This window comes from Cuniculiplasma divulgatum (assembly GCF_900083515.1).
GTDB lineage: Archaea > Thermoplasmatota > Thermoplasmata > Thermoplasmatales > Thermoplasmataceae > Cuniculiplasma > Cuniculiplasma divulgatum.
This window is the reverse complement of sequence record NZ_LT671858.1, coordinates 735654-755425: the sequence shown is the minus strand read 5'-3', so window position 1 is coordinate 755425 and position 19772 is coordinate 735654. Positions and strand designations below refer to the sequence as shown.

The window sequence follows — 19772 nt, the reverse complement described above, 5'->3', positions numbered from 1 at the left end:
CATCATATGATAAATGCTTAATTCGTTTTAAACAGACTATGTACATTATCTGTGTGTGTCTTTGTTCGCTATATAATTTCCATATATTGAATAATTAGTGGAAAACCACATAATTGGAAGGCTTATTCCCAATAGCACAAGACCAAATATTAGTTGACTCGTTATGCTGAAAGCTGGCCAAATCTGGCTTGAAGTAATAACAGTATAATAAAGTACTATTACAAAAACTACTGGAAACATCCCAGTTATGTATTCATATATTATGGATCTCCCTATTTTATTAATTGGTGTTAGCATTAATGATAATAGAATACCGGAAAGCACTGAAAACAGGCCCATGATTGAAAAGATTAACCCGTTCTTCACTGCAACATCAAGAACTGCTGGAACATACCATACAACCATGAAGAAGATTGTGAGAAGAGCCAAAACAACATACAACACTTTTGATATACCAATACTAATCCTGATTTCACTAAATAGACGGGTGAATATTAAGGATGAAACCGCAAATAGACCGAGATTAGTTCCAAAATAGAAAAGGAGGTTTCTTTGCAACCCAAAATATACACCAAAGGTTATCAGTATTGGACTTAGAATCATTATCAGGAGGGCTATGAATAATAAGCCTTTTCTCTTTTTCTTTGAATTCCAAAGTTTGCCAAATATTCCATATCTTTCCCTTTGGACAAAATGAAGATACAGGAATGTTCCTATTGAAAGAATGAGACTTTCTGTTATTATGGGCAGTGATATTATGCCGAGAATTTCAGCACCAATGGCTGGGATTATGGATGTGACGGTTTCACATTGGCACGAAAATACAGAGAAGCTCATGGATGTTAAATTGAGTAAGTTGCTTTTCCCCTGATTTTTGACTTTTGATATTTGAATTATTTTTCTTGCATTTTCAAGAAGCAGGAACCCCAAAATTAGTATTATGATCATATACTGAAAACTGAAGGAAAACACGAAATACCTCATTCCAGCTATCACAACCCCATTGCTGAAGAAAAATGGGACCCCTTTAACATTAATATCATCACCTATGTTAAAAATCAAAACCTGAGATAATCTCTCAAATGAAATCACCCTGAGAAGGGATGAAAGAAGAAGCATTAGAAAACCATAAATTATGTAAACTAAATGATATTTCTTCATTCTGTCATTATCCATAATGTACCTTATGGAAAATATGAGTGCGATTATTTGAAGAGCAAGGGCAGGAAAATAGTTGAAATCCATTAAAATGGTTAAAAATGTGGATAGAATGAAAATACTTATAGGATAAAACTTTAAAATGCTTATTTTTCTATATGAAATATATTCCAATAGTGGCATTAATACTATCAATCCTATGATTGAATAGAATAAGTAATATATCTGTCCGGAGAAAATGAATATGCCTTCAATTATCTCTATTATAATTGAGAGAAAATAAATGACGCTCAGTAACAAAAGATATACTAGTCGATGCACCTGCACTGTATTACTTCGATTAGTTTATCTTTTTCATCAATTTGTTATTTTATGATACTATTCTTAAGTAATATCCAGCCACGGTCATTATAACTCCCAGTATAACCAGAGAAATAAACCAGTTTGATGCTTTTCCTCCAGAACTTTTCCCTAGAAATATCCCCATTATACCTAATGCCAGATATGAGAAAGTTAAAGAATAAATCCCTTCTCTATGCAGTAATGAATAACTTACTATTGGAATTGCCGCTCCAACAAACCCCATGATAAACGATAATGAACCACCCTTGAATGCATCACTTAGATTTCTTCTCATTACAGATGTTTTGCTCTGACCTGGATTTGATGATGGTTTCAGTAAATGAGCTATCCTGTATTCTCCCTGCCTGAGTCTTCCATATTCTGCAACGAAGAAGCTTGCCGCTCCGACAACCGCTGACCCTAAACTGATCCTTAGGGCTGCCTCTAGCATGATGTTAGATTTGCTTATTATTGCATTACTTGTTATCATCAGCGATGTGATTAGTCCGTCTATTGCTCCTATGCTTAGAGCAAAAGAGTCATCTTCGTTCACTCATCACGCCTTATATTTTCAATTAGTTTACTGCCTACTGCTATTTCATCTATTGAATGAACTACAGCTCCAACTTCTTCAATACCCTTTAGAACCTGTTCATAATTTATATTATTCCCTTCTATGGTAATATTAACACCCATGGTCTCTATGTCCATATCAGTAACGATAATATTTACTCCTTCTACACCCTTCACCGAACTAATTATCTCTGAAAGTTCCATTAATGTTGGCCTGTTTATCCCCTTGCCAACATCGAGAATTAATCTCCTTATGTTCATCTTTTACTACACCTATTAAGATCAAGAGGTAATGAACTTAACAAAATAAATATGTCCCTATCCATTTATAATTAAATCGTTCAATTTGTAAAAGTTAAATAGATTAATAGTAATCATTAAAAGATAAACTTGGAAAACAGAAAGAGACAAATGCTCATATTCATGATGGTGCTTGTTGGGATGTCCGCACTCATGTTCTACGTTTCCTATCTGAATAATATTTAGAAGTGAGAGTATGAATATAGCTGTTATTTCCATTGGAAATGAAGTTGTTAAGGGAAGAACTGTTGATTCTAATTCAGCAGAAATATCCTCATTTCTAACATCAAACGGGTTCAATGTAGCTTATCACATTGCGTGTAAGGATGAAACAGATGAAATATGCAAATCATTGAAGTTTTTATTAGATGAAGTTGATGTTATTATAACAACTGGCGGACTTGGGCCAACTATGGATGATATTTCTATTGAATCTATCAGTAAATGCCTCAGATTACCATTAGAAATGAATCCTCATGCAGTGGATATTTTAAAGACAAAATATCTATCTCTAAAACTAGAATTGACAGAAGAGAGATTAAAAATGGCGAAAATGCCACTGGGTGCAGAAATAATAGAAAATAAAGGCGGTACCGCACCTGGCATGTTTCTCAAATATGATGGAAAAATAATATTTTCTGTTCCAGGCGTGCCGAGGGAGATGAGATCTATGTTACCACAAATCCTTCTAAATATGGGCGTGTCTAAAAAAGCTTACATGAGCAAAGAAATAAGGGTAAATGGGATAATGGAAAGTGCCATTGCTCCACTGATAAAAGAAGTATTTGACGTTATGAACAATGGAATAAATATTAAATCCCATCCAGAATCCTTTGAATTTAATAATCCAGTTCTAATAATTGAATTCTACGGATATGGAGATAGTCAGGACGATATTGAAAATAGAATAAATTCTACATATAAAGAATTCAGTCAGAGAGTTAAAAATAAATTCAGCTTATCCATATGAGGCATGATAAAAATGAGAGAGCTTGAGAAATTCGAAATTAGTGTTCTGAATTTATGCAAGGATGATAAACTGAGGGAAAAATTGAGAAATAAAATGCTTAAGAGTAAGCAACCTACTGACCCATTCCAACTTAAGAAAATTGAGAATAAGATAGAAAAGGCCAATAAGAAAATCTCTTAGTGCTGGCCGGCTGGAAATATTTCCATATCAAAATCATAATAGTCTTTTTCGTCGAATCTAAGTATATCTGGATTGATTCCAAGTTTAACTGCAAGATGGTAGGCAAGGAAATAGGTATAAGTTATTGCCTGTATAGGTAATTCAAAGCTATTTCTGACATCAAGTTCTATTTCAAAGTCTCCTGGGCCACCAATGCCTATAGATTTCGCTCCAACATATTTTATTCCTCTGTTTATTTGTTCTACCCTTGATGTATCTTCGCGGTTGCATATGTTAATAAGCAGAGTATCTTTATTTGTAACAGATGTGCAACCGTGGTTATATTCTTCCAGTTCTATGCCTTCACTATGTATGTGTGTTGCCTCCTTTAGTTTTTGAGCAGTTTCCCGTGCGGCTATAAAATTGTTCCCCGCCCCTAGCACAAAAATATTTTTGACCTTTCCGATTTCCTTAACAATCGAGTTCATCTCAATATCTGCCCTCATAAGATTCTTATCTATCATGGAAATAAACCCTTCATAGTCATACTTTGATTTTTCATACTTATTGGCGATTATAAGAGACGCTAAAGAGTTATCAAAAAATGCCTTTGTGTTACATAGAGATTTATCCTTTTCCTGAATAACTATACTCTTGCTGGATATTTGCGCCAGTGAAGAATTTTGATCATGAGTCACACCAACACTGAATTTTTCTGGATATTTTCTTATTGACTGGACAGTTGAATACGTTTTACCGGTATGTGAGAATGCAACAATATTATTTCCAGGCGTTTTGTAATTTTCAAGTTCATATGACTGTATATGATTCCATGGTTTATTTTCATCAGAAATAGACTGAAACCCAAGAACTCCTGCATGATATGATGTTCCGTTTCCTGTTACAGTTACAGAACCGCGTCTGAAATCAATTTCTTCATCAATCACATTTTTTATAGTAGTTTTTAGAGCTTTTGGAGTCTCCTTGAGCATTTCATACATTAAGTAAGGGTGCTTTGTTCTAACCTCTGGAATATCATCCGTCATATTTCTTTTATTCAATCACAACATAATAAATTTTGGAAAAAAAGTTTTTACGCATTGCTCTTTCTTAAGAAATGTATATCTAATATGAAAAATTAAAAAAATTTAAAAACCATATAGGGATTTAAATATATGCAAGAGCCGACTAAGATAGAAGGTGATTTTGGAAATATCATTGAATATTTTGTGAGGATGCTTGCAATACAGAAACGAAGAAATTTTCCCCTTCATAACTTTTCCTTTGAATACATTTCCCACACATATGTTAAAAATGCGGATAATAACGAAGAGATCGAAAGTGTTGATTTCCCTGACAAGGAGAATGTAGACCGAGTTACCCGTTTACTCTTTACGGTAAAAGGCGAGAAACTTTCGTTTGATTTTGAAGTGAGATGGACAGAACTAGTTGCAAATTTTAAAGATGGGGAGATAGATTTAGAAAGTTTTACAGAGCTTATAGATCAATCAACTTTCAGATTTTTCTGAAAATTTCATAATTTTTAGCCATATTCTAATAAAAAATTTTATACCGGATAACTATAATATTCCATGGCTCAGGTCAGGCTTAAGGGTAGATTGGATTCCTTTTATAAGTTGAGAAATGTAGTGATTCTGTCATTTATTATTACTTTTTTTCTGACAACCAATATAGGAAAGATATATATTCCAACAGATACTCTTTTAACCTCGAAGATTGCTTCTTTCTATTCCAGTTCGTCGATCCTAACTTTTTATGGGACAATTATGGGTCTTATGATGGCTGCTTACACTGTGATGATCTCAATGATCCCGATCTTTCATCCAGAAAGCCTTAAGCAACCAATATTTGGTCAGATCAACAGATTATTTGTTTTTACCATAATGATAGGTCTTATCTCGATGTTGATGAATTTTGCCAGCTCAGTTGTTGTCTATCATACCTCTTATTATATTATATTCCTAGAGATTTTTCTTTTCATTTCCCTGATCACGGGAATAATCTTTTCTGTTCTCTCTCTTTCTGATATATTTAATATATTGAGGGGAAAAAGGATCGGGAAGGAATCTGAACCTATGAGAGGGACTAGAGGAAGCAGAACTGTTCCCATTAGTGAGATAGATGATTCAAGACATTGAAATTATAAAAATACTCTGGGCATTCATCATATTGGTACTTATAGTATTTCTATCCCTAAGGATATATCTTGTTGTGTGGTGGAAAAGACAAAGTTCCAGTCAGAAGAATATAGCTTTAAAAAAGGTTACCGTTATATTTCCGTGCAAGGGCGTCGATCTTAATTTTGAAAAAAATTTAGATGCAATAAAACATCAAACAGTCGAACAGTATAATATTGTTGCTGTTGTTGATCATTTAGATGATCCTGCGGTTCAGATACTGAAAAAACATAACATGGAAATTCTAGTTTCAGATGGCGGTCACAGCGGGAGTGGAAAAGTTGGTGCTATAGCAACTGCACTCAAAAAATATCAGGAAAGTGATTACTTTGCTATTTTGGATTCAGATACACTTGTTAAACCCAACTGGCTGCAAAGTCTTTTAGGTCCTCTTGCGGACAAAAATATAGGTGCAAGCACAACTTATCCCTATTATGATCCTGCTGACAGAGGAAATATATGGGACTATATTAAAAAAACATGGGGATACCTTGGAATAAACATGATGGAGTTCAGATTGACAAGATTTGTTTGGGGAGGATCGGTCGCCTTCAGGAATGATTTAATTTTTCCAGATAATTTTGAAAAGTTTGCTAATTCCATTTCAGATGATTCCACAATTACATCCATTTGCAAGGAAAGAAATCTCAAGATTGCTTATGCTCATAATACTAGACCAGTTGTATACACTAGAGAGGATAGAAAAACCTTCATGGAATGGTCCAATAGGCAAATTGCCATAAGCATATCTCACAGTAAGAACGCATTCTATGCAGGAATTGGGATTTATGGTATAGTAATATTATATGTAATTGCCTTAATCCCACTATCCATTTTTGTCTGGAACTTATTCCTTCTCGGATACATTCCATGGGGAATGGCAATTGCCATTAACGTTTCTAGAGAGAAGCAGAACATAATGATGGTTACAATAGCGTCAATAGTGTTACCATTTATCTATTTCATCAATATGATTACTGGAGTTAGATCAACCCATATTGAATGGAGAGGAAAGAAGTATGAATTAAAAAAATGATATATTTTAATAGCTTAAAATTATCAATCTACCATGGCATCATTTAAGCTTTATTATAAAATAGGGATAATAGGAGCTCTCATAAACATAGTTCTAGCATTGATTCTGTTTGTGCTGCATGACATTACAAGCTATATTTCATTCTTTGGAAAGGTGAGTGCAGGGGCTGCTGTAGTTGATAACTTACTCTTCAGTGTTATTGGAATAATAGGCGTCGAACTTAGCAGAAGAAAGAAAGAAATTGGTCTAACAACTATGGCTGTAATTTCCGTTGCAGGAATAATAGCATATCCCGGAATTTTCATTATAGGTTATATAGTAATTCTAGTAGCAGTGTTTCTTGGATTATTTGAAAAGAAGCATTGATAAATTTTATATTTAATGAAGGGATGAATGTAAATGGCATATGACGCAGAAATAAGCAGAAGAAATCCTGGGCTCTTCATTTTTCTCCTAGATCAGTCAAGATCTATGAGTAGAAAGATTGCAGGAGGACAGAGATCAAAAGCCCAAGAGGCCTCAGATGCAATTAACAGGCAGTTGAATGAGGTTATAAGTAGATGTACAAAGTCAGATGGAATAAGACCTTATTTTGATGTTGGAGTAATTGGTTACGGATTCAAGAGTGGAGATGCACGGGGCTTGATTGGAGATAGTCCTGTATCAATTTCAGAACTTGAGAGTCATATTTTGAAAATGGAGAAACATTCTGAGGAAATAGATGGTGAAACAATTGAAACGGAGTTTCCAGTTTGGTTTGAACCTGTCGCATCATACGATACTCCCATGGTAAAAGCTCTAACGATTGCTAAGGAATGGACAGAGAAGTGGATTGGAGAGCATGGGAATTCTTTTCCCCCGGTTATCATAAATATTAGTGATGGTGGGGCAACGGATGGGAATCCATCTGACATTGCTGAAGAGATAATGAACATGGAAACTTCTGATGGGAAGGTTCTATTGTGGAACTGCCATCTCTCCGAAAAGGATGAAAAACCAATAAGTTTTCCAAAGGATGAAACAGAAATACCTGAGGATAAGAACGCAAGAACAATGTTTTCAATGACAAGCGTTGTTCCAGAGCCAATGGTTGCTATAGCAAGGGAGGAATTCTCAAACGTTGAAAGTGGTTCCAAAGCATATGTTTTTAACGCAAATCTTGAAGAATTGATAAAGCTTCTGGACATTGGAACAAGAGTGGTATATAACAAGGTAGAATGATGGAGGTTCACTCCTTTAATTTTTCTAAATCTGGAAACAATCCTGAGGAGACAGAGGATTCCCTGAGTATAAATCTTGAAAAACTAAAGTTCGCCATAGCTGATGGTGCAAGTGATTCTATATTTTCAGGACAGTGGGCTTTTGCCCTGACAAACGAGTTCGTTAATAACAATGGGGATGAGAAAATAAAAAACGATATAAGGCAATTTATTCGAGATTCCAGAAAGATGTGGTATGAGAGCATAAACTGGAAAGGACTCAAATGGAATGTTAAAAACAAGGCTGTTCGAGGAGCCTATTCAACTTTTTTGGGTATTAGTACAGAATTTGGTTCTATGGAAAGCTTAATTGTTCATGCTATAGGAGATTCATGTATTTTCATCTTTGACGAGGGCAAGATGAAAAGTTTTCCACTTAATTCCCCAGATCAATTTGGTATTCATCCAAGTCTCGTCTGGTCTGGATATGGTTTCCCCCTAAACAATAAACCCTTTGAACAGAAATTAAATATTAAGCAGGAGAAATTTAAGATTGTTAAAGGCAATGAGATAATACTCGCGACTGATGCCATGTCAAAATTTATAATGGAGGCAGGCGAAGATAGTTTCGGACTATTATGGGATCATTATAATGACAGAACTTTTTTTGATGATATGAGAAACGAAAATACCATAAAAAATGATGACCTTTCAGCCATACTTATCTCATTCTGAGAAGAGTTGAAGGATCAAAACCTGACCAGTCTGGAGGCTGCCCCAGGTATTCATTTATTAGTTTTACCAGCTTCTTTAATTTTGGACTTTCAGATTGAACGTCCCTTAACGCTTTTGAGCGATCTGGAGATTCGAAATCAGTAATATCAAAAAGAAGCTTATCGGGGTCGTCCCCATTATATTTCCATAACTTCGGATTTTTTGAAAGTGCGATCAATGAGGTATATATTATGAGTATAGAGAAATTATCAAGTCTTTCTCCGTAGTATTTGCCCCTCCTTGGATGCTGGAATGATTCATGTCCAAGCTCTTCTGAACCAAGTTTTTTAAGGGCTGGAACAAACATTCCGTCATAGTCAATAAGTTTTACATTATTACCTGTATCTATCAATATATTATCACACGAGAGGTCACCGTGTGCTATGAAATTGTTCTGCATTTCCGTGATACAGTTTACGAGATTGTTTCCGATTGCCTTAAATGTTTCATGGTTCGCTAAATTCTCTTTTATAAAAGTATGAAGAGTTTTTCCTTCGATCCACTTCATAGTCACCGCTGGAAAATACTCCTTCGGTCGTTGTGTCACCCTTAATGCATCCTGGTAGAACTTAAAATCAAGAAGGAATGAAATTTGTGAATCATTTATTTTTTTGGAAACTTCATAATATCTGAGTTGAATATTTGGACTTCCTCTTGTGAAGCATTTCAGTGCAAAGTCTCCAGCATTACTCCTGTATTTGAAGACCACACCAAAATTACCTGCTCCCTGAATAATACTTGAATACTTCACATTCTGGTTTTTCTCAAATGTTATTCCTTTAAGTTCATCATAATTTTTAGATAAAGAAAAGTTTGGGTTCTGCAAAGACTGAGCATACTGTGATGAGGTTGGCCAGGATCTTTTCACAGGTGTGAATATAGATCCCGTAGACATAGACGATAGGGTCTTTTCCTTAACTACATTATTTATGGATTGATTTTCTTCAGGAGCATGACTTTCTTCTATACCTATTATTCTCATATTTTCTTTTAGTTTTTCCATATCAATGTCCATTCGAGTGAATTTACCATCTTTGGCAATCGAATAAAAGGAGAAACTATACTTTTTCTCATTGTCCAGTCTGTATGATAATCTGAATTCGTCTCTAATTTTTTTGAGTTTTACTACTCTATCCCGAAGTTTATAATCCCTTATTGTGACCTCCATGCTCTTAATATATTTTCTATGCTTCGGAGTTACAAAGACATTAAGGGTACCGTCATCCTTGTTATATTCCACTTCACGAATTTCTATTGATGGTTCATAGGATTCATATTTCTTGATCCTTATGTTGTGAATCCTTTCTCTAATTCCTTTCCTCGATTCGACCATTGTTCCACCAATTAATAGATAAAACTATTACTGGAAAATCTCTGGTTAACCGAATGATTTGTTTGGTAAAACATACAGATCGAATATGGCCTTTTGACTAATTTCTCCTTATTTTTTCCACTCAAAAATTTAGAGAATTCTAACTTCATTAAATTCTTATATTCTCGATCTTAATTAATCTTTACAACGAATTAGATGTAAAATGCGAAAATGAATATCATAAAAGGTTTAATTTATAACTTTTGAATCAACTCATGATGCGTAATTGAACGTGTTAAAGTATCTGATTAATTAAGCTCTGTACTTGTTTCTAAATCAGAAATTATAGTGGATAATGAAGGGATATTACAGGCAAAAACCTTAATGTTATTCTTACTATCATGAAATATGATGAGCAAATCACGGATACTTGTTTCTGCAAATCCTGGGTCTGGTAAGACTGAAGACCTTTCAAATCAGGTTTCAAAACTTCTTCAAGAAGGAGTAGATTCAGATAATATTTTATGCCTCACGTTCACAAATAAGGCAAGAGATGAGATGGAAAGAAGGATTATACTTAAGATGAAGGATACAAAGTATAAGGTGCCGGACATTCATACATTCCATAGCCTATCTCAAAGTATAATAAATCATAGAATGGAAGGTGGGGACTTGATACCTGAAAGATTCCTCAGATATCAGATATTAAAATCTCTTGAAACAAGACAGATAATGAATTATGATGGAGAAGTTTTATCGAAAGATTATCCGGCAATAGTAAACGTAGGTCAAATTGTGAATGCGATAAAGTTCCTCAAAAGTTTTGCTATTTTACCAGATAAAGTCCATATAGAGGAACTTAAGAAAAATGTAAGGATGGAGTATAACAATGGTAATGGAGTGAATGGTTACACTCTGGAAGAAATGGAAATCTTATGTGAGGGATTTCTAGATATATTCCGTGACTACGAATCTTCAAAGAATTTATCTCAGATGGATTATAACGATATTCTCTTAAGAGCTGTAAATTATTCCAAGGCCCACTTCAATAAATATCAGTATGTTTTTGTTGACGAAGTTCAGGATATGAGTGAAATAGAATATGAACTGGTAAAGCAGGTTGGGGAGAATGTGTATGCTGTTGGAGACATGAAACAGGCAATTTTCGGTTTCCAGGGTGGTAACATTCGTGCTTTAAGAGATATGATGTCCGGGAAAGATTTTGAAAAAAGGGTCATAGATGGAACCAGAAGATTGCCAAAAAATGTTGTTGAATATTGCATTAACTTCTACAGAACTCACGAACCAGAAGAACTGTCACCTGAGCTGGACCATTTCAGGAGCATGAATGAAAAGGATGGGGTGGTTACACTTATCAGGCTGAAAGATAAGGGTGAATTGATAGATGCAGTAACAGAAATTCTGAATAAGCAGAATAATGATGAATCCGTAGGTATTATTGTTAGAACTAATGAACAGGCAAATGATCTTTCAGATTCTCTCACATTAAAGAATATTTCACATCAAAAGATTTCTGGTACGAAAGGTGAGAAGCTGTGGAGAGAGGAAATTTCAAAATTCATCGGTGGGATTTACGGAACCTCTGACAGCATAATTGGAATGATCTATTCAATTTACTCCAGGATACCATTATACGATGGTATTCAGATAGCAGAGAGAATGAGATTTGAAAACGATCTGAAGAAGGTTCTTCCCAGAGAGTTGATAGATATAAGGGAAAAATATGGAAATCATAAGAATCAACTTCTTCAGCTATTCAATGATTATATAATTCCAAATTCTATTGCTCTGGGCGAATCAGCCTTTGAGGCTGCCAAGGATGTATTTGACTCTCTTCCCATGTTCCTTGATAGATTCGGAACAGGAGAAGAATACTCCCTCGCCAGTCTCCAGAAGTATATACTTCAGGAGAATTCAAGGGATAGTGTTGATGAGATCTCAGAGAAGGTCTGTATAATTACCGTACATAAGGCAAAGGGGCTTGAATTTGATCACGTTATATACATTCCAAAATACACAGAGAAGAAGAATACAAGTGCCATTGATCTTATCGTAGATTCCATACTGAAAAGCAATAATCTGAGTTACAGTAGGGATGAAAGAATAAAGGAGGAAAACAGGATAGATTTTGTTGCACTTACTAGAACAAAGAATTCTCTTGATATTATAACTGAGAAAAAATCTTCAACGAGATATGATTTAGAACCATGCAAAAAAATTGACTTTACAACTAAGATAGTAAATAATGAATTTGTAAGTATGAAGGATATTTCCGATAGAGAAAAATTGAAGCTTAATTTCAAACCATGGATAAGGGATTATTTGAAAAAGAAAATGGAAAAATTGAATAACCTGAGTTTTACCATGCTCGAGAGGGTCAAGGAACTGGATAAATTTGTTGAGTCATATGTGCTAGGAATACAGACTAAATCTTCAGCCTTAACCTTTGGAAGTGATATTCACAGCTACATAGAAAATTATATAAAAAGTCATGAGACACCACCAATTATGAATGACGAAAAGCTTACCAGAACGTGGAGCAATTTCATTTCCTATGATAAATACGTAAGGGAAATACAGAAGGGTAAATGGTTAGGATCTGAAATGAAATTCAAGCAAAAGGTTAGTAACGTTTTCCCGGATATTATGACAAATATTACTGTTGAGGGCAGGATCGATGGATTGTATAAGTACATTGAAGGAAATACAGAGAAAACAGTTATTGTGGACTTTAAAACTTCCAAAAAAGTTAACAGGGACTATGTGAACCAGCTATCACTTTACGCAAAGCTATTTTCTCTTGAAAATAAAATAGATATGGAACAGATAGAGTCAGAAATTGCATATTTGAGTCTGAGAGATACCAAGGTGAATATAAACAGGATAGAAAAAAGATGGGATAGAATCGATCCAACCATTGAGATGAGAGCATTAGAAGATGTAAAGAAGACCGTTGAAAAATTTGTTAATTATAAATTGTCGGTCGATTCAATGATTCGAGACATCCTTAGTGTAAGGAACACCGAATCTAATGTTTTCATTGAATTTCAGAAGATGCTAAAGATGGAAATGGAAAACAGTTGAGTATAAATAAACTCACCTGCCTGATAGTTTCCCCTTAATTTTTGACTGATTTAGAACTTTATAAATACCCTGCCAACATTTTTCTTCTCTTTTATCCTTTCATATGCTTCATTGATCTGGTCTATTGAAATCTCTTCTGAAACCACAGCTTTGATCTTTTTCTTAGCCGACATTTCAAGTGCATCCATTATATCCTTTCTTGTTGACGATATATTACCGGAAATTGTGTTTCCTTTCAGTATAAGCACTCCAAGCTGTAGCGGTGGTGAGGATGGTTTCAGATTGCCGACAACGACCATTTTACCTCCAAATCCAAGTGATCTGAATGCTTCGTTGAATGTTGCATCTCCAGTGTTCTCCAGGGATATATTGGCCCCATCGGCCCATATTTCCTTTACTTTCTTATTGAACTCCCCCTCTGAAGATATGACGTGATCTGCACCTAGCTTGTAAAGAGAGTCAACTTTCCATTGCGAACTTGTAACCGCAGTAACTTCTGCTCCAAATGCCTTTGCTATCTGGATGGCGTGTGTCCCCACTCCACCTCCTGCTCCAGTTATTACGACTCTGCTCCCTTCTGTTATTCCACCAACCCTCTTCAGGGCATTTACAAGCATTCCTGTTACGCAAGCTGAAATTGCTGCCAGTTCTGAAGTTACCTCTTTGGGAACCTTTACTAGACTTCTCTGATTTAACCTAACATATTTTGAGTATGCACCATCTATGTTCTCTCCAAGTGTCTTCTTATTTGTGCACAGATTCTCGTTTCCAGAAACACAGTTATAACAGTGACCACAGGGAACATAAATCAGACTTGTGACCCTGTCACCAACCTGAAAATATTCCACACCTGAACCAACTTTCTCGATTATTCCTGAAACTTCATGACCTGGAACTATAGGAGTGTGAAGCCTGGGAAAGAACCCATCCCGGGTTAGAATATCCCTGTAGCAAATACCAGTCAGATCCTGTCTCAGAACTACTTCATTTGCACCAGGCTCTGGCGTACCCCTTTCCTCGATATCCAAATTTTGGCCTACCTTATTGACTACTGCTACTTTCATTGTTGCATTAGAAATAATCTATATTTATTACTTTTCTATGTTCTTTAAGTGAAAGAAATCTTAAATGGTGTCAATATTTCTATAATAGGGCTTGGGGGTAATGGACAGCTTGCATCTACGCTGTTATCATCTTTAGGTGCACAGATAAGACTGATTGATGGTGACACTGTTGAACAATCAAACCTGCAACGACAGCCCCTCTTTGATGAGGATGATTTAGGTATGAATAAAGCAGAAACCGTATACAATAAAATCAAAAATCGTTCAATCAATAAGAAGTTAAGCTTTGTTAGAGAATATGTAGATTCATCAAATATTAATGCCATACTTGGAAATAGTGACCTGATCTTTGAAGCTACCGACTCATTTCTGACCAGAGAATTGATAAATGAATATGCCGTGATGAAGAAAATTCCATGGATAATGACCAATAGTTATGGATATTTTGGCGAATTCATGCTCATTGTGCCGGATGAGACTGCCTGCCTTAATTGCCTTACAGGTGGAAAGAGAATGATTCCTCTAAACTGCCATGCGGACCAGATTTCTCCTCCAGTTCCAAGTACAGTATCAGTTATGGGAACCTCTTTACTGTTACGATATTTTCAGGATCGTATTAAGGATGAAAACTTCTATTTCTATTCTGCCACACTGATGGAATTGCAAAAAATAAAGGTAAACAAAGTGAAAGAATGCAGAGTTTGCTCAGAGTTAATCTTTGATAAATTGAATGATACTAAATTTCTTGGCAGGCAGATATTCTGATGTTCAATTTTTACCCATGAATTGCGCTAAATTTAATTTTACACCAAGAAAATCAAAGAATACAGAACTTAGATTTCCCAGTAAGTTTGAGTTATCTAGAACCCCTGAAAGAGAAAGATTGCCACTTACGTTGCCTGATTGATTGGCGAAGGAAAGATTGCCGAGAAAATTTTCTCCCATATACATTCCTACTTTGATAACTGATAACCCAATTGGAATCATATCGTTGATGAATAAAGTATAGGTGTTATTATTTGAACTCTTAACGAGGGAAACGTTTGTGAAAAGGAACGGTAACTGAGTGCTGATATTCCTGGAAAGGGTTGCAACTCCTACGCCATTTAGAAACTCTGATATAACTGCGTTGGCATAATAGATAATAGAATCTGTTGGCCATCCTTTAGCGGTAAGGGAGGTAATGTTTATGGGAACGTTGAAAAATGAATTTGAACTGCTATAGGGGTTTATTGTGAGATTGTTGTTGAATATTGAAACTGTTGAGGGAAGAGCATTTGTGTTCCTGGCTGAAACGTCCATGCTTGCTGTCAATTTTCCGTTTGTCATCTCAAGTTTGACAAATGAAAGTTCTATGTCTTTCAAATCATTTTCAGCAGATACATATATGCTAGACGCTGAAACAATAAGAAAAACACATATGATCGAAAAGGCAGCGATGAATATCAGCTTAGTTAGTTTCATTTATTTGGTTGGTAATATGATTGTAACTAGATAAATCTTATTGTTTTTACTCTTCCACGAAATGTAAACCTACTTAAAAGGTGAATCTGACTCATACTAAAAAGTAACTCCTATAGGGAAATTTCTCTAAAAGAATGTTTATGCATAGAAATTCTAATAGTGTGGAAGGTTTTTTCAATTTATTTTTTAAATATTATAATAAGCTTAAAACTTTCAAAATGTTTTATATATCGTAAATCGATACTGATAAAGACATGAAAGGTGGAATGTTAAATTACTGGATAATGAGGAATATTTCGGAGGGCCCTTTGAAGGGTGCTGATATTATTAAAGAAATGTCCAGAAAATCAAATGGAAGATGGCGACCAAGTCCTGGTAGCGTATATCCCGCCCTATCACATATGGAAGAAAAAGGCTTCGTGAAAAGGGACAATGATGGAAGATACAGCATTACCGAAGAAGGAAGGAATGAGATGAAGAAGTACGATGACATGGTAAAAAATCTCATAGGCACAGAAAATGTAAATGATATTCTGGAAGAGACAACTGCAAACTTAACATATATTATTGAAACTTTTGATTATTCCCATTTTGATCCTTCAAAAATTAATGATATGAAAACTAAGTTAATGGCTGTTCTTGAAAAAATAAAGGAGAGTGAAAAATGAATGAAATCCATAATTGAAACTCATAACCTGAGCAAGATATATAATGGGAAAATCAAGGCTGTTGATGACTTGAACATTGAGATTGGAGATGGGGAAATATATGGTCTTCTAGGACCAAATGGAGCAGGAAAAACAACGACAATCAATATGCTTACAACGAGGATTTCCTGCACAAAAGGAACTGCCATAGTGGCAGGGTATAATATAAGGAAAGACTCCCTTATGGTAAGAAAGACTATTGGTGTCGTTCCACAGGACCTTACTGCAGATGAAGACCTAACAGGAAGAGAAAATTTAGTGATGGTTTCTCAGTTTTATGATGTACCCAAAGAAGAATATGAAGAACGAATTCCAAAACTACTTGAACTTGTTGATATGACAGAAGCCGCAAATAGGTATGTTAGAACCTACTCCGGAGGAATGAGGAAGAGGCTGGAACTCATAGTAGGGCTTGTTCATAACCCAAAGATACTGTTTCTCGACGAACCAACACTGGGTCTTGATATCCAGACAAGGACACAGATGTGGGATTATGTAAGGCAAATTCAGAAAGAAATGGACGTAACCATAATTCTTACATCTCACTATCTGGAGGAAATTGATGCTCTTGCTGACAGAGTTTCTATAATCGATCACGGTAAGGTTCTCGTCACGGGATCTCCAGCAGAACTCAAGTCTTCGCTCAATGGAGATATTGTAACTATAACTTTCAAGGAAAAAGAAGAGGCTGAGAAGATGAAAACAATACCCGGTGTTATTGATACATCAGATTCTGGGATAAATACGGTAAGAATTAAAGTAGCAAATTCAGATGATTCACTTCCAGATATAATAAATTTCATATCTTCCAACAAGTTGTCTACAATGAAACTAACGGTTCAAAAGCCGACGCTTGATGAGGTTTTCCTGGAATATACCGGAAAAGACATAAGAAAGGAAGATCCTGAAGATGCACGAAAGATGATGATGAATATGAGGAGGCTGAGAAGATGAGTGGGCTTGGACCATTAACAGTTAGGGAATTGAAGAAGTGGTACAGAAATCCAGTCTTCTTTATTACAGGTCTATTACAGCCATTCTTCTGGATTGCACTTTTCGGCAGTGCGTTTGATATAACTAAATTCTTCCCGGGTGCAAGCGAACTTATTCTTGATGGGGCCCCAAATTATATCACATATATAGTTGGAGGTGTACTGACAATTTCTTCACTTTTTACCGCTATGTTCGCAGGAACAAATATCATATTTGACCGAAGATTAGGACCGATGGGCAGATTTCTCTCTTCACCAATAAGAAGAAGTTCCATCGTTTTCTCTAAGATTCTGTCATCGACAATAAGGGTAATGCCTCAGGCACTGATCTTAATTTTAGCAGCTCTCGTAATACCAAATGGCTTGAAATTTGTGCATGGATTCACAGTTCTCGACGCCCTCGTTATTATTGCAGCCATAATCCTTGTATCATTCATCTTCTCATCCATATTCAGTGTTATTGCTATCAGAATGACCAACATGAATTCAATATTTGGAATAGTAAATCTTGTAAACTTACCACTTCTGTTCGTTAGCTATGCAATGTTCTCTTCATCGATGATGGCTTCATGGCTCTCAAGCGTAGCTGCTTATAACCCTGTCTCATGGTCTGCCGAGGCGATGAGAATGGTTATTATAAATGGTAATTTAACAGGGTCCCAGTGGATACAGGTTGGACAGTGGCTTGGTGCTCTGGCGATTCTTGCACTTGGACTATTGCTTCTAACAGCCTATCTTGCTGAGAAGGAGATAAGGGATTAAAAATAGAATCATTTTAGTCAATTTTTAAAAAAAATAATTTAAATCCCTTTCTGTTATATCTCTTTAAGACATGAATATTTACGAAGACATTCTGGGGAAGATAGATAGTGGTGAAATAAAAACCAGAGATGACCTGCAACACCAGAAGGTTAAGCTTTCTAAAAAATATGGTCTAGACCATGTTCCATCTAATTCAGAAATTCTAAATTCAGGCTATGCGAAAGGAGATTACTTAAATCTCTTGCGACTGAAACCAACCAGAACCATTTCAGGGGTGGCAGTTGTAGCAGCAATGACTTCTCCAGAGATCTGCCCTCATGGAAGATGCATCTTCTGCCCGGGTGGAATGGAAAATAATTCTCCACAGGCGTATACAGGTTATGAACCATCGGCACTAAGAGGCAGAATGAACAATTATGATCCTTTCAGCATCACGTTTGGCAGATTGAAGCAACTTGAAACCATAGGGCATGATACCAGCAAGGTTGATCTTATTGTAATGGGTGGAACTTTCACAGCAAGATCAAAGGAATACCAGGAGTATTTCGTAAAGGGATGCTTTGATGGAATGAACGGATTCCAGTCACAAACCCTTGAAGAAAGTATTAAATTCAATGAAAAAGCCAAAAGGAGATGCATTGGTTTAACTGTGGAGACTAAACCAGATTGGTTTCTTGAAAAGGATATAAGATTGGCCCTTTCATATGGGACAACAAAGGTAGAATTGGGTGTCCAGATAATAAATGAGGAAGTGCTGAAGGTTAATCATAGAGGACACGGAGTCAGTGAGATAATTCAATCAACAAAACTCTCACGGGATGCTGGCCTAAAGATAGTATATCATCTTATGCCTGGCATGTATGGTTCAAGTTATGAAGATGATTTGAATAGCTTCAGAAAGATAATTGGTGAAGGTGATTTCAAACCAGATATGTTCAAAATATATCCAACGCTGGTTGTTAAGGGAACAAAACTTTACAACATGTGGAAAAATGGAGAATATAAACCAATGGAAACAGAAGAGGCTGCAGAACTCATTTTTAATTTTATGAAGGAAATGCCACCATGGATAAGAGTTCAAAGAATGCAAAGAGATATACCGGTAAAATTCATTGATGCAGGAGTTATGAGGAGCGACCTGAGAAATATAGTAGATAGGAAGTTGAAAGAGAATAATGTAAAAAGCATGGAGATTAGGGGCAGAGAAGTGGGATTCATTTCTGAAAAAGGTCTTGAACTTTCAATGAAAAGGGTAGATTACGATGCCGGTAATTCCAAAGAAATATTCCTTTCTATTGAGGATAGCAAGCAAGACATTGCAGGGTATCTCAGACTGAGACATATTAAGGACGACTCATTTCTTGATGAGACCAAAAATACAGGTATGATACGTGAACTTAGGGTAGTGGGAAACATTGTTCCCATTGGCACTCACGAGAATTCCAACTATCAGCACAAAGGTTTAGGGAAGTCTCTGGTTCAGGAAGCCGAAAGAATAACAAGGGAAGAGTTTAATGAATCAAAGATTCTTGTCATAAGTGGAGTTGGTGTAAGAGAATACTTCAGGAAACTTGGTTATGAAAGAGATTCCTATTATATGGGAAAAAAGATAGCCTGAACAAATTAAAATTTAAAGATGCAATTAAAATATTTGAAT

At 35.7% G+C, this 19772-nt stretch carries 21 protein-coding genes; 14 read left to right on the top strand and 7 right to left on the bottom strand.

All coding sequences use genetic code 11. The features are described from left to right. Positions 1 to 45: 45 nt before the first annotated feature. From CSP5_RS03720 to CSP5_RS03710, 3 genes are all read right to left on the bottom strand, one after another. Positions 46 to 1245: a hypothetical protein gene (locus CSP5_RS03720; RefSeq protein WP_148689663.1), complete on the bottom strand. Its 1200-nt coding sequence runs from the start codon at positions 1243 to 1245 to the stop codon at positions 46 to 48. Positions 1246 to 1528: 283 nt separating this feature from the next. Then, positions 1529 to 2053, bottom strand: a complete 525-nt coding sequence (locus tag CSP5_RS03715; RefSeq protein ID WP_021788593.1) for a hypothetical protein — start codon at positions 2051 to 2053, stop codon at positions 1529 to 1531. After that, positions 2050 to 2334, bottom strand: coding sequence for a DUF211 domain-containing protein (locus CSP5_RS03710; protein WP_021788592.1), 285 nt, complete (start codon positions 2332 to 2334; stop codon positions 2050 to 2052). The genes CSP5_RS03715 and CSP5_RS03710 overlap by 4 nt, the downstream gene beginning before the upstream one ends. A 235-nt stretch (positions 2335 to 2569) precedes the next feature. Here CSP5_RS03710 and CSP5_RS03705 point away from each other — a divergent pair, with 235 nt between their 5' ends. Both CSP5_RS03705 and CSP5_RS09715 read left to right on the top strand, forming a co-directional pair. Beyond that, on the top strand, positions 2570 to 3343 hold the full coding sequence (locus tag CSP5_RS03705) for a molybdopterin-binding protein (protein ID WP_148689662.1): 774 nt from the start codon (positions 2570 to 2572) through the stop codon (positions 3341 to 3343). A 12-nt stretch (positions 3344 to 3355) separates the two neighbouring features. Further along, complete coding sequence (locus CSP5_RS09715; protein ID WP_172399392.1) at positions 3356 to 3523, top strand: hypothetical protein; 168 nt, start codon at positions 3356 to 3358, stop codon at positions 3521 to 3523. On the opposite strand, the gene CSP5_RS03700 is transcribed toward CSP5_RS09715, so the two are convergent. Continuing rightward, a complete protein-coding gene (locus CSP5_RS03700; RefSeq protein ID WP_148689661.1) occupies positions 3520 to 4563 on the bottom strand; it encodes an SIS domain-containing protein in 1044 nt (347 codons plus the stop codon). The genes CSP5_RS09715 and CSP5_RS03700 overlap by 4 nt on opposite strands. Before the next feature lie 114 nt (positions 4564 to 4677). Between CSP5_RS03700 and CSP5_RS03695 the strand changes: the two genes are divergently transcribed. From CSP5_RS03695 to CSP5_RS03670, 6 genes are all read left to right on the top strand, one after another. Further along, positions 4678 to 5031 carry a hypothetical protein gene (locus tag CSP5_RS03695; protein WP_148689660.1) on the top strand — a complete coding sequence of 118 codons (354 nt, stop codon included), beginning with the start codon at positions 4678 to 4680 and terminating at the stop codon, positions 5029 to 5031. A gap of 63 nt (positions 5032 to 5094) precedes the next feature. Next, entirely contained in the window at positions 5095 to 5661 is a 567-nt protein-coding gene (locus CSP5_RS03690; protein ID WP_021788587.1) for a hypothetical protein, read from the top strand. Beyond that, positions 5645 to 6736 carry a glycosyltransferase gene (locus tag CSP5_RS03685; RefSeq protein ID WP_148689659.1) on the top strand — a complete coding sequence of 364 codons (1092 nt, stop codon included), beginning with the start codon at positions 5645 to 5647 and terminating at the stop codon, positions 6734 to 6736. Before CSP5_RS03690 ends, CSP5_RS03685 begins: the two co-directional genes overlap by 17 nt. 33 nt (positions 6737 to 6769) lie before the next feature. Further along, the gene (locus CSP5_RS03680; RefSeq protein WP_021788585.1) at positions 6770 to 7102 is read left to right on the top strand and encodes a hypothetical protein; all 333 of its coding nucleotides are present in this window, start codon (positions 6770 to 6772) and stop codon (positions 7100 to 7102) included. A gap of 33 nt (positions 7103 to 7135) precedes the next feature. Continuing rightward, complete coding sequence (locus tag CSP5_RS03675; RefSeq protein ID WP_148689658.1) at positions 7136 to 7957, top strand: vWA domain-containing protein; 822 nt, start codon at positions 7136 to 7138, stop codon at positions 7955 to 7957. Next, complete coding sequence (locus CSP5_RS03670) at positions 7954 to 8670, top strand: hypothetical protein (protein ID WP_148689657.1); 717 nt, start codon at positions 7954 to 7956, stop codon at positions 8668 to 8670. Before CSP5_RS03675 ends, CSP5_RS03670 begins: the two co-directional genes overlap by 4 nt. Here CSP5_RS03670 and CSP5_RS03665 read toward each other — a convergent pair. Next, complete coding sequence (locus tag CSP5_RS03665) at positions 8657 to 10042, bottom strand: protein kinase domain-containing protein (protein WP_148689656.1); 1386 nt, start codon at positions 10040 to 10042, stop codon at positions 8657 to 8659. The genes CSP5_RS03670 and CSP5_RS03665 overlap by 14 nt on opposite strands. Positions 10043 to 10429: 387 nt before the next feature. Here CSP5_RS03665 and CSP5_RS03660 point away from each other — a divergent pair, with 387 nt between their 5' ends. Next, a complete protein-coding gene (locus CSP5_RS03660) occupies positions 10430 to 13126 on the top strand; it encodes an ATP-dependent helicase (protein WP_148689655.1) in 2697 nt (898 codons plus the stop codon). A gap of 50 nt (positions 13127 to 13176) precedes the next feature. Here the strand turns inward: CSP5_RS03660 and CSP5_RS03655 are convergent, their stop codons facing one another. Beyond that, the gene (locus CSP5_RS03655) at positions 13177 to 14190 is read right to left on the bottom strand and encodes a zinc-binding dehydrogenase (RefSeq protein ID WP_021788580.1); all 1014 of its coding nucleotides are present in this window, start codon (positions 14188 to 14190) and stop codon (positions 13177 to 13179) included. A gap of 48 nt (positions 14191 to 14238) precedes the next feature. Here CSP5_RS03655 and CSP5_RS03650 point away from each other — a divergent pair, with 48 nt between their 5' ends. Further along, a complete protein-coding gene (locus tag CSP5_RS03650) occupies positions 14239 to 14955 on the top strand; it encodes a HesA/MoeB/ThiF family protein (RefSeq protein ID WP_148689654.1) in 717 nt (238 codons plus the stop codon). A 3-nt stretch (positions 14956 to 14958) separates the two neighbouring features. On the opposite strand, the gene CSP5_RS03645 is transcribed toward CSP5_RS03650, so the two are convergent. Continuing rightward, entirely contained in the window at positions 14959 to 15654 is a 696-nt protein-coding gene (locus CSP5_RS03645; protein WP_145983935.1) for a hypothetical protein, read from the bottom strand. A 254-nt stretch (positions 15655 to 15908) separates the two neighbouring features. Here CSP5_RS03645 and CSP5_RS03640 point away from each other — a divergent pair, with 254 nt between their 5' ends. The 4 genes from CSP5_RS03640 to CSP5_RS03625 all read left to right on the top strand — a co-directional run bounded on the left by CSP5_RS03640 (position 15909) and on the right by CSP5_RS03625 (position 19733). Further along, entirely contained in the window at positions 15909 to 16322 is a 414-nt protein-coding gene (locus CSP5_RS03640) for a PadR family transcriptional regulator (protein WP_021788577.1), read from the top strand. Then, positions 16323 to 17315 (top strand): ATP-binding cassette domain-containing protein, encoded by a 993-nt coding sequence (locus CSP5_RS03635; RefSeq protein ID WP_148689653.1) that lies wholly within the window; start codon positions 16323 to 16325, stop codon positions 17313 to 17315. Continuing rightward, positions 17312 to 18115: an ABC transporter permease gene (locus CSP5_RS03630; RefSeq protein WP_077076120.1), complete on the top strand. Its 804-nt coding sequence runs from the start codon at positions 17312 to 17314 to the stop codon at positions 18113 to 18115. Before CSP5_RS03635 ends, CSP5_RS03630 begins: the two co-directional genes overlap by 4 nt. A 70-nt stretch (positions 18116 to 18185) precedes the next feature. After that, a complete protein-coding gene (locus CSP5_RS03625) occupies positions 18186 to 19733 on the top strand; it encodes a tRNA uridine(34) 5-carboxymethylaminomethyl modification radical SAM/GNAT enzyme Elp3 (protein WP_148689652.1) in 1548 nt (515 codons plus the stop codon). Positions 19734 to 19772: the final 39 nt, after the last annotated feature.